14 protein-coding genes and 1 pseudogene are annotated in these 13,630 nt (G+C 57.8%); 10 read left to right on the top strand and 5 right to left on the bottom strand.

The features are described from left to right. Nucleotides 1–8 precede the first annotated feature (8 nt). The 7 genes from fliM to flhB are packed head-to-tail and all read left to right on the top strand — an operon-like array spanning nt 9 to nt 4,899. Complete coding sequence (gene fliM / locus AC27VU_RS17895) at nt 9–977, top strand: flagellar motor switch protein FliM (RefSeq protein WP_003222890.1); 969 nt, start codon at nt 9–11, stop codon at nt 975–977. Nucleotides 978–1,034: 57 nt separating this feature from the next. After that, on the top strand, nt 1,035–1,493 hold the full coding sequence (gene fliN / locus AC27VU_RS17900; RefSeq protein ID WP_003222891.1) for a flagellar motor switch protein FliN: 459 nt from the start codon (nt 1,035–1,037) through the stop codon (nt 1,491–1,493). Beyond that, complete coding sequence (gene fliO / locus AC27VU_RS17905; protein WP_488724570.1) at nt 1,494–1,943, top strand: flagellar biosynthetic protein FliO; 450 nt, start codon at nt 1,494–1,496, stop codon at nt 1,941–1,943. After that, nucleotides 1,943–2,701: a flagellar type III secretion system pore protein FliP gene (gene fliP, locus AC27VU_RS17910; protein WP_003222895.1), complete on the top strand. Its 759-nt coding sequence runs from the start codon at nt 1,943–1,945 to the stop codon at nt 2,699–2,701. The genes fliO and fliP overlap by 1 nt, the downstream gene beginning before the upstream one ends. Continuing rightward, nucleotides 2,698–2,967 (top strand): flagellar biosynthesis protein FliQ, encoded by a 270-nt coding sequence (gene fliQ / locus AC27VU_RS17915; protein ID WP_003222897.1) that lies wholly within the window; start codon nt 2,698–2,700, stop codon nt 2,965–2,967. Before fliP ends, fliQ begins: the two co-directional genes overlap by 4 nt. 3 nt (nt 2,968–2,970) lie before the next feature. After that, nucleotides 2,971–3,756, top strand: a complete 786-nt coding sequence (gene fliR / locus AC27VU_RS17920) for a flagellar biosynthetic protein FliR (RefSeq protein ID WP_003222899.1) — start codon at nt 2,971–2,973, stop codon at nt 3,754–3,756. Between the two features lie 3 nt (nt 3,757–3,759). Next, nucleotides 3,760–4,899: a flagellar biosynthesis protein FlhB gene (gene flhB / locus AC27VU_RS17925; protein ID WP_103522068.1), complete on the top strand. Its 1,140-nt coding sequence runs from the start codon at nt 3,760–3,762 to the stop codon at nt 4,897–4,899. A 229-nt stretch (nt 4,900–5,128) separates the two neighbouring features. Here flhB and AC27VU_RS17930 read toward each other — a convergent pair whose 3' ends face one another. From AC27VU_RS17930 to AC27VU_RS17940, 3 genes and pseudogenes are all read right to left on the bottom strand, one after another. Beyond that, nucleotides 5,129–5,488, bottom strand: a complete 360-nt coding sequence (locus tag AC27VU_RS17930; RefSeq protein WP_488724571.1) for a DUF6124 family protein — start codon at nt 5,486–5,488, stop codon at nt 5,129–5,131. Between the two features lie 507 nt (nt 5,489–5,995). Continuing rightward, nucleotides 5,996–8,944, bottom strand: coding sequence for a hypothetical protein (locus AC27VU_RS17935; protein ID WP_488724572.1), 2,949 nt, complete (start codon nt 8,942–8,944; stop codon nt 5,996–5,998). A gap of 343 nt (nt 8,945–9,287) precedes the next feature. Then, nucleotides 9,288–9,422 (bottom strand): annotated as a pseudogene (locus AC27VU_RS17940) (DUF6124 family protein); the annotation flags it as partial. A gap of 229 nt (nt 9,423–9,651) precedes the next feature. Here AC27VU_RS17940 and AC27VU_RS17945 point away from each other — a divergent pair. Next, nucleotides 9,652–10,023, top strand: coding sequence for a response regulator (locus AC27VU_RS17945; protein ID WP_488724573.1), 372 nt, complete (start codon nt 9,652–9,654; stop codon nt 10,021–10,023). 494 nt (nt 10,024–10,517) lie between these two features. Here AC27VU_RS17945 and AC27VU_RS17950 read toward each other — a convergent pair whose 3' ends face one another. Continuing rightward, on the bottom strand, nt 10,518–10,877 hold the full coding sequence (locus tag AC27VU_RS17950) for a DUF6124 family protein (RefSeq protein ID WP_488724574.1): 360 nt from the start codon (nt 10,875–10,877) through the stop codon (nt 10,518–10,520). A 645-nt stretch (nt 10,878–11,522) separates the two neighbouring features. Here AC27VU_RS17950 and AC27VU_RS17955 point away from each other — a divergent pair. After that, nucleotides 11,523–11,765 carry a hypothetical protein gene (locus tag AC27VU_RS17955; RefSeq protein WP_488724575.1) on the top strand — a complete coding sequence of 81 codons (243 nt, stop codon included), beginning with the start codon at nt 11,523–11,525 and terminating at the stop codon, nt 11,763–11,765. Between the two features lie 163 nt (nt 11,766–11,928). Here AC27VU_RS17955 and AC27VU_RS17960 read toward each other — a convergent pair whose 3' ends face one another. Beyond that, nucleotides 11,929–12,288 carry a DUF6124 family protein gene (locus AC27VU_RS17960; RefSeq protein WP_003222904.1) on the bottom strand — a complete coding sequence of 120 codons (360 nt, stop codon included), beginning with the start codon at nt 12,286–12,288 and terminating at the stop codon, nt 11,929–11,931. 522 nt (nt 12,289–12,810) lie between these two features. Here AC27VU_RS17960 and AC27VU_RS17965 point away from each other — a divergent pair. Beyond that, the gene (locus tag AC27VU_RS17965) at nt 12,811–13,470 is read left to right on the top strand and encodes a hypothetical protein (protein ID WP_262142809.1); all 660 of its coding nucleotides are present in this window, start codon (nt 12,811–12,813) and stop codon (nt 13,468–13,470) included. Nucleotides 13,471–13,630 lie beyond the last annotated feature (160 nt).

Consider the following 13,630-nt stretch of genomic DNA (forward strand, 5'->3'; position numbering starts at 1 on the left):
AACACGACATGGCCGTGCAGGATCTGCTGTCCCAGGATGAAATCGACGCGCTGTTGCATGGCGTCGACGATGGTCTGGTACAGACCGATAACGCTGCCGAACCCGGCAGTGTCAAAAGCTACGACCTGACCAGCCAGGATCGCATCGTCCGTGGACGCATGCCGACTCTGGAAATGATCAACGAGCGTTTTGCCCGTTACACCCGCATCAGCATGTTCAACATGCTGCGCCGCTCGGCGGACGTTGCCGTCGGTGGCGTCCAGGTGATGAAGTTCGGCGAATACGTGCACTCGCTGTACGTGCCGACCAGCCTCAACCTGGTCAAGATCAAACCGCTGCGCGGCACTGCGCTGTTCATCCTCGACGCCAAACTGGTGTTCAAGCTGGTGGACAACTTCTTCGGCGGCGACGGCCGTCACGCCAAGATCGAAGGGCGTGAATTCACCCCGACCGAACTGCGTGTAGTGCGCATGGTGCTGGAGCAGGCCTTCGTCGATCTGAAGGAAGCCTGGCAGGCGATCATGGAAGTCAATTTCGAGTACATCAACTCGGAAGTGAACCCGGCCATGGCCAACATCGTCGGCCCGAGCGAAGCGATCGTGGTCTCCACCTTCCACATCGAACTCGATGGCGGTGGCGGCGACCTGCACGTGACCATGCCGTACTCGATGATCGAGCCGGTGCGCGAAATGCTCGACGCCGGTTTCCAGTCGGACCTCGACGATCAGGACGAGCGCTGGGTCAATGCCCTGCGTCAGGACGTGCTCGATGTCGATGTACCGATCGGCGCCACTGTGGCCCGCCGCCAGTTGAAGCTGCGCGACATCCTGCACATGCAGCCGGGGGACGTGATCCCGGTCGAGATGCCGGAAGACATGATCATGCGCGCCAACGGCGTACCGGCCTTCAAGGTCAAGATGGGCTCGCACAAAGGCAACCTCGCGTTGCAAGTGATCGAGCCGATCGAGCGTCGCTGAAGCGCCGCTCTCACCCCCCACGCATTTAACTGAATTGTTGCCCGCCGAGGACAAATGATGAACGACGAAATGAACGCCCAGGACGATCAGGCACTGGCCGACGAATGGGCTGCGGCCCTGGAAGAGACCGGTGATGGCAGCCAGGCTGACATCGACGCGCTGCTGGCGGCCGACGCTGGCGCTGCAAGCTCCAACCGTCTGCCGATGGAAGAGTTCGGCAGCGTGCCGAAAAACAATGATCCGGTGACGCTGGACGGTCCGAACCTGGACGTGATCCTCGACATCCCGGTGTCGATCTCGATGGAAGTCGGCAGCACCGACATCAACATTCGCAACCTGCTGCAACTGAACCAGGGTTCGGTGATCGAGCTCGACCGTCTGGCTGGCGAGCCGCTGGACGTGCTGGTCAACGGCACGCTGATCGCGCACGGTGAAGTGGTGGTGGTCAACGAGAAGTTCGGCATCCGCCTGACCGACGTGATCAGCCCAAGCGAACGCATCAAGAAGCTGCGCTGAGTGAAACGGTTCCTGTGGGCGCTGCTGGCGCTGCCGTTGAGTGTGCTGGCCGCTGAACCGGCCGCCACGTCCGCCGCTGCGGTTGCTGCGCCGGCGATCGGCAGCGGTGTGGCCGGGCAATTGACGCAACTGGTCTTCGGCTTGTTGCTGGTGCTGGGCTTGATCTTCTTCCTCGCCTGGCTGCTGCGCCGGGTGCAGCAGGCCGGGCCGGCAGGCAAGGGTCAGGTGATCGAGCTGATCGGCTCCCGGGCACTCGGTCCGCGCGACCGGTTGATGCTGGTGCAGGTCGGCAACGAACAGATTCTGTTGGGCCTCAGCCCTGGCACCATCACCGCGCTGCATGTGCTGAAGGAACCGGTGCCAGTGCCGAGCAGCAGCGAAAAAGCGACCCCGGAATTTGCCCAGCATCTGCTGAAGATTCTCGGCAAGGATCAGAAGGATAAGAAGTAATGGGTGCGCTACGCATCGTCTTGACGCTGGCACTGATGCTGGCCGCGCCGCTGGCGTTCGCCGCCGATCCGTTGTCGATCCCGGCGATTACGCTGGGCACCAACGCCGATGGCGCGCAGGAGTATTCGGTCAGCCTGCAGATCCTGCTGATCATGACGGCGCTGAGCTTCATTCCGGCGGCCGTGATTCTGATGACCAGTTTCACCCGGATCATCATTGTCTTCTCGATCCTGCGTCAGGCCCTCGGTCTGCAGCAGACACCGTCGAACCAGATCCTCACCGGCATGGCGCTGTTCCTGACCATGTTCATCATGGCCCCGGTGTTTGATCGGGTGAACAACGATGCGCTGCAGCCGTACCTGGCGGAAAAACTCACCGCGCAGCAAGCGGTGGAAAAGGCCCAGGTACCGATCAAGGACTTCATGCTCGCCCAGACCCGCACCAGCGATCTGGAGCTGTTCATGCGCCTGTCCAAGCGCACTGACATTGCCACCCCGGATCAGGCGCCGCTGACCATTCTGGTGCCGGCGTTCGTCACCTCCGAACTGAAAACCGCGTTCCAGATCGGTTTCATGATCTTCATTCCGTTCCTGATCATCGACCTGGTCGTGGCCAGTGTGCTGATGGCGATGGGGATGATGATGCTGTCACCGCTGATCATTTCGCTGCCGTTCAAGATCATGCTGTTTGTACTGGTGGATGGCTGGGCGCTGATCATCGGCACCCTGGCCAGTAGCTTCGGAGGTGTTTCGCCATGACGCCGGAAGTGGCGGTCGATATCTTTCGGGAAGCGCTGTGGCTGACCACGATGATGGTCGCAATTCTCGTGGTGCCGAGCCTGCTGGTCGGCCTGCTGGTGGCGATGTTCCAGGCCGCTACCCAGATCAACGAACAGACCCTGAGCTTCCTGCCGCGTCTGCTGGTCATGCTGGTCACCCTGATCGTCGCCGGCCCGTGGCTGGTGCAGACGTTCATGGAGTACATCATCCAGCTCTACAAGAACATTCCGATGGTCATCGGCTGAGCCATGCAATCGCTGCTTCAGCTGACCGACACCCAGATCAGTACCTGGGTGGCGTCGTTCATGTTGCCACTGTTTCGCGTCGCCTCGATGCTGATGGTCATGCCGGTGTTCGGCACCACATTGGTGTCGCGCCGCGTGCGCCTGTATTTCGCCGTGGCCATCACCGTGTGCATTGCCCCGGGGCTGCCGCCGATGCCGGAGGTCAGTCCGCTTGCGCTCAGCGGCTGGTTGCTGATCGCCGAGCAGATTCTGGTCGGCGCGGTGCTCGGGTTTTCCCTGCAACTGTTTTTCCAGGCCTTTGCCGTGGCCGGGCAGATTGTCGCGATCCAGATGGGCATGGGCTTCGCCTCGATGGTCGACCCGGCCAACGGCGTCTCGGTGGCGGTGATCGGGCAGTTCTTCACCATGCTGGTGACCCTGCTGTTCCTGTCGATGAACGGCCATCTGGTGGTCTTCGAAGTGCTCACCGAAAGCTTCACCACGCTGCCGGTGGGCGGCGGGTTGATGACCGCGCAATACTGGGAGCTGGCCGGCAAACTCGGTTGGGTGCTGGGGGCGGCGTTGTTGCTGGTGCTGCCGGCGGTCACTGCGCTGCTGGTGGTCAACATTGCGTTCGGCGTAATGACCCGCGCTGCGCCGCAACTGAACATCTTCTCCATCGGTTTTCCGCTGACCCTGGTGCTGGGTCTGTTCATCGTCTGGGTCGGTCTGGCGGACATTCTCAATCAGTATCAACCGCTGGCCACCGAGGCCTTGCAGTTGCTACGCGAACTGGCACGGGCGCGCTGAGCCATGGCTGAGAGCGAAAGCGGTCAGGACAAAACAGAAGACCCCACGGAGAAACGCAAAAAGGACTCCCGTGAGAAGGGTGAGATTGCCCGTTCCAAAGAGCTCAACACCCTCGCGGTGATGCTCGCCGGTGCCGGCGGCCTGCTGGTGTTCGGCGGCATGCTGGCGCAGGAATTGATGGATCTGATGCGTCTGAATTTCTCGCTGTCGCGGGAAGTGATCATGGATCAGAAGTCCATGGGCACGTTCCTGCTGATCTCGGGCAAGATCGCGCTGGTGGCGATTCAGCCGATCATGATCACCCTGTTGCTGGCCGCACTGATCGGGCCGATTTCCCTTGGCGGCTGGCTGTTCGCCGCCGGCTCCATGGCGCCGAAATTCAGCCGGATGAACCCCGGTGCGGGCCTCAAGCGCATGTTCTCGATGAAGGCCGTGATCGAGTTGGTCAAGGCGCTGGCCAAGTTCCTGATCACCCTGTTCGTGGCGCTGATGGTGTTGTCGTCCGACATCGATGACTTCCTGCGCATCGCCCATGAACCGCTGGAGCAGGCGATCATTCACAGCGTGACGCTGGTGGGCTGGAGCTCGCTGTGGCTGGCTTGCGGTTTGATCATCATCGCTGCGGTCGACGTGCCGGTGCAGTTGTGGGAAAGCCACAAGAAACTGCTGATGACCAAACAGGAAGTGCGCGACGAGCACAAGGATCAGGAAGGCCGGCCAGAGGTCAAGCAGCGTATCCGTCAGACCCAGCGCGAGATGTCGCAGCGGCGGATGATGGCGGCGATTCCCGACGCCGACGTGGTCATCACCAACCCGACCCACTACGCCGTCGCGCTCAAGTACGACTCGGAGAAGGGCGGCGCGCCGGTGCTGCTGGCCAAGGGCAGCGACTTCCTCGCGCTGAAGATCCGCGAAATCGCCGTCGCCAACAACGTCATGCTCCTCGAGTCGCCGGGGCTGGCTCGCTCGATCTACTACTCCACCGAACTCGACCAGGAAATCCCCGGCGGCCTCTATCTGGCGGTCGCCCAGGTGCTGGCCTACGTCTACCAGATCCGCCAGTACCGCGCCGGCAAGGGCAAACGCCCGGATCCACTCAAGGACGATTTGCCGATCCCACCGGATCTGCGCCGCGATTCCTGACCTGACAGTGACGCAATAAAAAACCGCCATCCTGATTGAACGGGACGGCGGTTTTTTATGCCTGAAGACCTCTGTCGGCTGTGAGGCCGCTTTCGCGAGCAAGCCCGCTCCCACAGGTTCGGCGTGTAGGCACAGGTTTGTGATCGACCCCAATCCCTGTGGGAGCGGGCTTGCTCGCGAAGACGTTAGCAGCCGCAACGCCTCATTCAAAGCTTGTCACCGATCCCTGTTACTGCGGCAACTCCAGATTATCCAGCGCCCGATTCACCGCCAACTCCCCGAGCATGATCAGTTGTGCGATGCCCAGCAGCGTCCTGCGCTGCGACGCCGGTATGAGGTGGGCGAAGTCATTGGCGATGGTTCTGGCTGAGGCGAGTGTTTCGCAGGCATCGGCCAGCAGTTCCTCGTTTTTGAAGTCGGCGGTCACGGCGTACATCGAGCGGGTTTTACGCTGAATGGGCGTGGCGCCGGGCGCGCAGAGGTAGTGGTCGAGGGCGCGGTCGGCGGCTTCGTGGAGTTTTTTTGAATCGAGGGATTCGTAGAGGGAGGTGGTGTCGGTATCGGGTGGGTTGGGTGTTGGTTTGATCATGGTGAAGCTCCTAGAGTCGACGGAGCTGCCACATTTCGCTGCGATACGAAAGGGAGGTGGCAGCTATACGCGGGTCGCAGACCGGGACTCTAGAACCGGCAGACCCAAAGGTCTCCCACGTACAGCCGCCATAAAACAAGGGCGGAAGTTGTGCGTCTAGAAATCAGCGGGCTGCGAGACCCGATCGCTGATTCGTCAGCGACCGACCCACAATAGAACCCGCCCCCAAGGCGCACAAGCCGGCGGATTCTGGCGTAGCTGTAGGCAACGGCGCAAGGATGTGTAGCCTTGGAGGCGTGTCTGGAGGTGTCTTTTAAACGCCAAAGTTTAGAGGACAAAAGATCGGGCGAACGGTTGGATGAAGCGTGGTCTGTCCCCGGTTGCTTGCCCAAGCTATCACAAGTTACTCAATTCACTCTGATGAAGGGGGACAGACTCCATCTAAACATATGGTCTGTCCCCCCGGTAGCTTTCATAAAGGCAGTGATCGTTTCTGTTTGCTAATGTCTAAAATGTGAATGTGAAACAGTCCAATACATACTCGTCGCCTCGTGCTGTGATTTCTATTTCTTTAATCCCTGGATGGGTAGCTATCATTTGGTACAAATTGTCGCCGAGGTCGTCCGATATGAAGTTTTGCGAACCAAGGAGTAATTTATCAGTTCCCAAGAATTTTACGAGAGTTGGGTCTTTTGTGTGAGAGTACCAAAAGCTAACCGATTCACAGGTTGCTTTTAAAGTTATTAGTATGGTAACGGTGGTTGCATCTCGAAAGTCTACATATAAAACGTTTTGGTCCATCTTTCCCGGAACTGCAGTAATAGGCCACGGTAGCGAGCCTGTACCAATTTTGGCAATTTTAACTGTTGAGTTACTTAATAACGTTATCGTCATTGTTGGTGTTTCGATTTTTTGGTTGTGGCCGATCGTTTGTGTTGGTGTCTGATCAAAGTTTTCTTCAAGTATGAAGTTTTCAATTTTGTATTTTCTTTCTGGGAATCTAGTTGTTAGTAGGTCGCTTGGGGTTGTTGTGGATGTAGTAAATTTAATACTCAGGAGGCTGTTGTTTTTTAGTTTCTTCAATTCTGCGAAAGGCGTAAGTGTAGTGAAACCGGGCGGTGAAGAGGGTTCATTGCTGATGAGCTCCGACTTAAGGTCGGTGTTATGAGCGTATTTCCCTTCCAGTACTAACGAGATTAATTCGCCAGGGATGTGCGGCCAAGGGTTGACAGATATTGTGTCTGTTGGATCTAGCTTCGTTACGTCAAGATTGTCGCCGGAGGCGCGATTGATGAAAGGAGTAGGGAGTCGTGCGTCCTCATCTGCAATCTTCAATATGTTCACTTCCAATAGACCTGACTTTCCTGCCTGCCCTCCATTGCGATTCAAATTCCAGCGCAGTTTTATCTCCTTGCCTTGCCTTGCCGCGAGAAACGTCTGGCTCAACACCGTGTTCACCCGTTTGTTGCTGTTGAACTCCACCAGTGGAAACTGCGGCGAGCCTGCCGGTGGGTTGACTTCCACGAGACGTCCCATGTCGCCGCTCAATGCTTCAAGGAATTCGATGCGCACCGTCACGCCGTCCGGGTAGTCCAATACGTCAATCGGATCTTTGGCCGGTGCTACAAGGAACGGTGGCCGTAGTTCCCCCAGCGCCGCCCCGATGCGCAGCGTCAATTCCCGAGAATGCCCCAACTGCACGCCGCCGCGCTGAATACTGTAATCGGCGACCACCGTACCGTTCAGGTTGGCGGTCACGTATTTTTTCTCAACGGTAATCCGCACGGGCTTGCCGGCGGTGGCGGGGATGAGGTCGACATGGTCGCTGATGCTGCCGCCACTGGCTGAGCCGCGCCAGCGGTAATTCACGCGGTCCTTGTCGAGGGTGTCGAGGTACGGGATCACCAGCGTGGCACCGGTCGGCGGCACGTTGTCCGGATCGAGGACATCATTGGGTGCACCCTCGACTTCCGGCCGGTCGAACGTCGGCAGGGCGACGCCGACCTGCATCATGAACGGCAGCGACTCGCGTACGCTCAACAGACCCGTATCGCTATTGGTGACGACGTAATAGACCTTGACGCGCAGGCCATCGAAACGCTGGATGTCAGCGTTGCTCACGCTGCGCAGGAGGGGCTGATTGTCCGCTACGTTGCCGACCGGACGCGGGTCTTCGTAATAAACGGTGCCGCCACCGGGGGCCTGGGCTTGCCAGATCAGGTTGATCAGGTCGCTGCTGTTGCGACCGAAATACCAAGGGATCTGCACAGTCGCCCAGCGCGTTTCGGGTGGCAACGTTCCGCTCGGTGCCTCGTCGACGGTGGGGGCGACTAACTGGCTGATGTCGCCATTCACGGTGACGCTGGCATTTTTTGAGGGGCGGTCGCTTTCACCGCTGCGACGGCGCACATAGCCGACCGAGGCTGCACCTTTGGCGATGGCTTTGACGGCGGCGTTGGGGATGGGGAAATCGAGCTGGAAGGGCACGTACAACACCTCTTTTTCCAGCGGCCCGACGATGATTTGCGACCCTTGCGCCGGGGTGCCGAACCAGGTCAGGAGCACCTTGTCGCCCACCGCAAAATTGTCCTTGGTGATGTACACGCGGGCGTTCACATCGTCATCTCCGAGCTGATCGAGGTCGATGCTATTGGTTGGAATTCCGTTGACCAGCGCCTGCGGTTCGTCCAGCCGATTGCCCCCAAGGTCCACCAGCATATGATGCGTCGCCGACCAGGGCGCGCGTTCGTCCGGAAAGTTACCGCAACGATCAATGACCTGATAAGCCACCGCGACACGATCGCCGTCCCCCGCAGCGTCGATAACGGCGCGGCTGAAAACGACCTCAATCGGGTTGCTGATCGGGTCCTGGGCCTGTTCCGGCGTAACGACATGCACCACTTGCTGGCTACCCCAGCGGGCGAGAATGCGGTCGTATCGGGTGAGGTTGCGGTAGGGCACGATGTGCATCGTCACCCCGCTGGGCGGCAAAGTTTCATCGACCTCGTCGTGGGAGAGGGAGAACCTGAGATCGGAGTGGCCGTCATCGCCGGCAATGTCATCGTACTCGCCGGGCCGGGTGAGTTTGACCAGCAAGGTCAGGACGGGCGTCGAGTCCTCCGGGGACTGATTCTTGCGCTTGATCCGGCAGAACACTGGCGTGGCATCCCCCTCCAGCACGTGCGCCTTCGCAATGGTGAAAGCTACATCCTTGTTGAGCTCGGCATCGTTCTCGATGGACTTGCTCCAGACCGCTGCGCTGCCATTGCCCCAGAACACCTCGGCCAGATCGCCAATGGCCATGTCCTGCCAGGCGGAGATGACGCCTTGCAGATCGCCTTCCACAGCTCTGATGGGGATGCCGCCGTTATAGTGTTCGGCAGGGCTGAGGCTGACCTGCGCCGGAAAATATGGAGGTCTGAGGGCTTGAGGGGTAGGGTCTGCTTGGCTGGACATTTGGCGAACTCCGGTCGGAGGGGTTGGGTGACGGAGTTATTGAGCGCGGATTGGAGGAATTGCGCACCTGTCAGATCTGACAGGTGCTGGCGGGTTTCCGACAAGTGGTCATGTGGGCTGAAGGAAAGAGGCGACAAACCGCAGTCCGGTTAAATGAGGTGGCGGTTTTTTATGCCTGGAGACATGTGTCGGCTGTGAGGCCGCCTTCGCGAGCAAGCCCGCTCCCACCGGTTCGGCGTGCAGGCACAGGTTTGTGATCGACCCCAATCCCTGTGGGAGCGGGCTTGCTCGCGAAGACGTCAGCAGCTACAACGCCTCATTCAAGGCTTGTCACAGGTCCCTGTTACTGCGGCAACTGCATGTTATCCAGCGCCCGATTCACCGCCAGCTCGCCGAGCATGATCAATTGCGCGATGCCCAGCAGCGTTCTGCGCTGCGACGCGGGTATGAGGTGGGCGAAGTCATTGGCGATGGTTCTAATGTGTGGAATTGGAGATGACCACATCGGCAATGATCCTGCTTGAGTCGGCAGGGCTGGCGCGACGTCGGCCAAGTTTGAAGCTTATTGAACCATTCGTCGCAAATACTCGGTTACCTGTCAACTCTGACAGTAGCGAGGGTTGGCGGCTGGGTTCTTAATTCAAGGTGTCGTTCCATGCGATTGCAGTGGAACTGCCAAGCTTCTCTCGATAACGCAGGAGGTTCACATGGATAAGAGTATGCGTATTCTCGTTGTTGATGACGACCCCACAATGCGCCAGATTGTGATAAGGCTTTTTAAGAGCCTCAAGTATGACAATGTCGAGGGGGCAGAGAATGGCACGGCTGCTCTGGACATGCTGCGAAACGGCAGTTTCGATTTTCTGGCTACGGATTGGGATATGCCGGGAGTCAAAGGTATCGAACTGCTGCGAAGCGTGCGCGCGGATAATAATCTCAAGAATTTGCCAGTATTAATGATGACTGGTGGGGCCAAGACAGCGGAAATCATCGAGGCTAACCAGGCTGGGGCAAGCGGATATGTGGTGAAGCCATTCACTGCGGCAATCCTTGCCGAGAAAATCAATAAAATACTGTGAAAACTCAACTTATAGCGTGAGCGATCAGGTTGGCTTTGCTGGCGCTTGGGGGTAGTGATCTCCAAATTGACGCGTCATCAGTAAGGCGTAAATCCTCGCTGCTTGGAAGCAAGACATCGCAGCCTGCGGCATTTCCTACAGGGGATCGCATTTCAGGTGCGATTTTTTCTGCGCAGATTCGTCAGTTCCTCGCGGGCGAGAACAAGCACTCGAACCCACTCAAGGACATATGCCGATTCCGTCGGATCTGCGCCGCGATTCCTGACCTGACAGTGACACAATAAAAAACCGCCATCCTGATTGAACGGGACGGCGGTTTTTTATGCCTGAAGACATCTGTCGGCTGTGAGGCCGCTTTCGCGAGCAAGCCCGCTCCTACAGGTTCGGCGTGTAGGCACAGGTTTGTGATCGACCCCAATCCCTGTGGGAGCGGGCTTGCTCGCGAAGACGTTAGCAGCCGCAACGCCTCATTCAAAGCTTGTCACCGATCCCTGTTACTGCGGCAATTCCAGATTATCCAGCGCCCGATTCACCGCCAGCTCCCCGAGCATGATCAGTTGCGCGATGCCCTGCAACGTCCTGCGCTGCGACGCGGGTATGAGGTGGGCGAAGTCATTGGCGATGGTTCTGGCTGAAGCGAGTGTTTCGCAGGCATCGGCCAGCAGTTCCTCGTTTTTGAAGTCGGCGGTCACGGCGTACATCGAGCGGGTTTTGCGTTGAATGGGCGTGGCGCCGGGCGCGCAGAGGTAGTGGTCGAGGGCGCGGTCAGCCGCTTCGTGGAGCTTTTTTGAATCGAGGGATTCGTAGGGGGAGGTGGTGTCGGTATCGGGTGGGTTGGGTGTTGGTTTGATCATGGTGAAGCTCCGTGGTTGATTTAGCCGCCACGGCTCATCGCTAAACAAGTAAAGGTGGCGGCTGTACGCAGGTTAGCGATCCGGGTCACAGAAACCCCGGGTAGACCCGAAGGTCTCCCACGCACAGCCACCATGAAATCAAGTGCAGGTCGAAAAACTGCAATTGAGATTGGGCATTGGTGCGTCTGTAAGGTGTCGGATCGCTAAACCCGATCGCTGATTCGTCAGCGACCGAGCCACAATAGAACCCGCCCCCAAGGCGCACAAGTCGGCGGATTCTGGCGTAGCTGTAGGTAATGGCGCAAGGATATGTAGCCTGGAAGACGTATCTTGAAGTGTCTTTTAAACACCAAAGTTTAAAGAGCAATTTTCGCCGACTGCACTGACCCGTTCGCGAGCAGGCTCGCTCCCACATTTGGAATGTATTCCACTTCCAGATTTGGAATGCATTTCCACTGTGGGAGCGAGCTTGCTCGCGAAGGCATCAGTCCAGGCGCGAAATTTTTCCGTTACGCCCTCAGCCTGATGCCTTTGGTCTGAAAGCAGGCGTGACCTGTCAACTCTGACAGGTGCATGTAGCTTTCTTTTGCCGTTTGATTGCGGGGTGATTCCGCGCACTTCGCGCGACTGCAAGGGAGCAAGGCAATGAAAGGCACATTCAGCAGCTATGACCCGAAAATCGGTAAAGGCACCATCACGCCAGATCCAGAGCCTGCATCAACAGGTTTTTCTTTTGGCGCGGCCGCGGCGGGCGTTCTGTTCGCCGAAGATTACCCGTTCAGCATTCCATTGGCCGAGGCCGGACGTGTGAAGATCAAAAAGGATAAAGCGGTGGAGTTCGACAAGCCATCAACGGCTGGTGGCGAAGCCACGAACCTGAAGTATTAGTTTCCCCCGAAACCAAAAGATCGCAGCCTCCGGCAGCTCCTACAGGGATCGGTGTAGGAGCTGCCGAAGGCTGCGATCTTTTGATCTGGCTTTTGAAAAAAAAGATCGTCCGGTCGCGGCCGGAGCTTTCGGCAGTTCCTAAAGGGGAGGGCAGAGAAGCGTGCTACTGCGGCAACTCCAGATTATCCAGCGCCCGATTCACCGCCAACTCCCCGAGCATGATCAGTTGTGCGATGCCCAGCAGCGTCCTGCGCTGCGACGCGGGTATGAGGTGGGCGAAGTCATTGGCGATGGTTCTGGCTGAAGCGAGTGTTTCGCAGGCATCGGCCAGCAGTTCTTCGTTTTTGAAGTCTGCGGTCACGGCGTACATCGAGCGGGTTTTACGCTGAATGGGCGTGGCACCGGGCGCGCAGAGGTAGTGGTCGAGAGCACGGTCGGCGGCTTCGTGGAGTTTTTTTGAATCGAGGGATTCGTAGGGGGAGGTGGTGTCGGTATCGGGTGGGTTGGGTGTTGGTTTGATCATGGTGAAGCCTCTAGAGTAGTGAAGCTGACACCGTTCGCTGCTAACGAAGGAGGTGGCGGCTGTACGCGGGTTAGCAGACCAGGACTCTAGAACCCGGCGCACCGAAGTGCCCCACGCAAAGCCGCCATAACGACAACGGAATTTGTGCGTCTAGAGAAACCCCAGGCTGCTAAACCCGATCACTGAACAATCAGCGACCGACCCACAATAGAACCCGCCCCCAAGGCGCACAAGCCGGCGGATTCTGGCGTAGCTGTAGGCAATGGCGCAAGGAGGTGTAGCCTTATTAAGTATCCTGACGTGTTATTTAAACGTTGATGTTTAAAAACCAGCAGTGGAAAGTGTCTTGTGATACGACCTGCGCCTTTCGGGGAAGGGCACCGTTTATCCGAAATGCTTAACGGACTGTCAGTTCTGACAGTAGACGGCCAGTTCTTTTGATTGCCTCATACCTTTTGACGGATTCTTGCAAACACAGTGTTTGTCGAGATGCCCCGTCCTGCTGATTGAAGGGGTGTGAACATGATTGCTGACAACTACAGACAGCTCGGTAAGATGGGGCTGGAATTTGTATCTGGCGCGCTTGAGCAGGATGATGACAGAAAGGTCCTCAGTTATACGGTGACGTTCAGGCTGTCGCTGGATTTCATCAACTTTGTAGTGATGACCGGACAGTTTGTTCCTGGCTATCTGGATGATCCACTCAATGCGATACGGCCAGAGTTGGGCGGGTTTGCCTATCACTTCTCCTATAACTACTTTTTCAGCGCGGCTGGCAATATCAAGACCAGTGAGGCGCTTTTCAAGGTGTTCGCCAATCCCGAATATTATTCCGATAGCTGGGCTACCGCGGATTTAGAGCATCGATACCACAAGCCCGCATTTCAATACATTGACGGCGGCTTGCAGGTGACCGCTCGGCGCGATTACCGCTGGGCGGATGGGCGCGAAATCGAGGTCGCGGATTTACCGATAATCCCGTTTGGCTGGGAGCTCAATGTGCTGCAAGGGCACGAAATGGTTGATCCGCCCATATCGCCGGCAACAGCGGTGATCGTCGGATATGCATCGGAGGATATGGTCGACGTTGGCGGGCTGACGATGCGCAAAGGTACGCGTTACATGATCGGCAGTGAGCTGCGAATAGGTGCCATCAGCGAGGTGCAAATCCTTACTGCTTGAACACAAAAGGTCGCAGTCTGCGGCAGCTTCTACAGGAGAGCGTATTTCTCTGTGGGAGCTGCCGCAGGCTGCGATCTTTTTTTGCCTGCGCAAAAGTTGGAAGGCTTCTTGCAGTAGCCGCCGTGCGCTCGCTTTGGGCGTCAAAAGTTTGCTTTAAAGG

This window comes from Pseudomonas sp. 14P5.3.2, assembly GCF_057799175.1.

What these genes read in the sequence shown, in the direction of transcription:
- AC27VU_RS17950 (WP_488724574.1), bottom strand. Translation starts at nt 10,877, where the DNA reads ATGATCAAACCAACACCCAACCCACCCGATACCGACACCACCTCCCCC.
- fliR (WP_003222899.1), top strand. Translation starts at nt 2,971, where the DNA reads ATGCAATCGCTGCTTCAGCTGACCGACACCCAGATCAGTACCTGGGTG.
- AC27VU_RS17945 (WP_488724573.1), top strand. Translation starts at nt 9,652, where the DNA reads ATGGATAAGAGTATGCGTATTCTCGTTGTTGATGACGACCCCACAATG.
- fliM (WP_003222890.1), top strand. Translation starts at nt 9, where the DNA reads ATGGCCGTGCAGGATCTGCTGTCCCAGGATGAAATCGACGCGCTGTTG.
- AC27VU_RS17965 (WP_262142809.1), top strand. Translation starts at nt 12,811, where the DNA reads ATGATTGCTGACAACTACAGACAGCTCGGTAAGATGGGGCTGGAATTT.
- fliN (WP_003222891.1), top strand. Translation starts at nt 1,035, where the DNA reads ATGAACGACGAAATGAACGCCCAGGACGATCAGGCACTGGCCGACGAA.
- AC27VU_RS17930 (WP_488724571.1), bottom strand. Translation starts at nt 5,488, where the DNA reads ATGATCAAACCAACACCCAACCCACCCGATACCGACACCACCTCCCTC.
- fliQ (WP_003222897.1), top strand. Translation starts at nt 2,698, where the DNA reads ATGACGCCGGAAGTGGCGGTCGATATCTTTCGGGAAGCGCTGTGGCTG.
- AC27VU_RS17935 (WP_488724572.1), bottom strand. Translation starts at nt 8,944, where the DNA reads ATGTCCAGCCAAGCAGACCCTACCCCTCAAGCCCTCAGACCTCCATAT.
- AC27VU_RS17955 (WP_488724575.1), top strand. Translation starts at nt 11,523, where the DNA reads ATGAAAGGCACATTCAGCAGCTATGACCCGAAAATCGGTAAAGGCACC.
- AC27VU_RS17960 (WP_003222904.1), bottom strand. Translation starts at nt 12,288, where the DNA reads ATGATCAAACCAACACCCAACCCACCCGATACCGACACCACCTCCCCC.
- fliP (WP_003222895.1), top strand. Translation starts at nt 1,943, where the DNA reads ATGGGTGCGCTACGCATCGTCTTGACGCTGGCACTGATGCTGGCCGCG.
- flhB (WP_103522068.1), top strand. Translation starts at nt 3,760, where the DNA reads ATGGCTGAGAGCGAAAGCGGTCAGGACAAAACAGAAGACCCCACGGAG.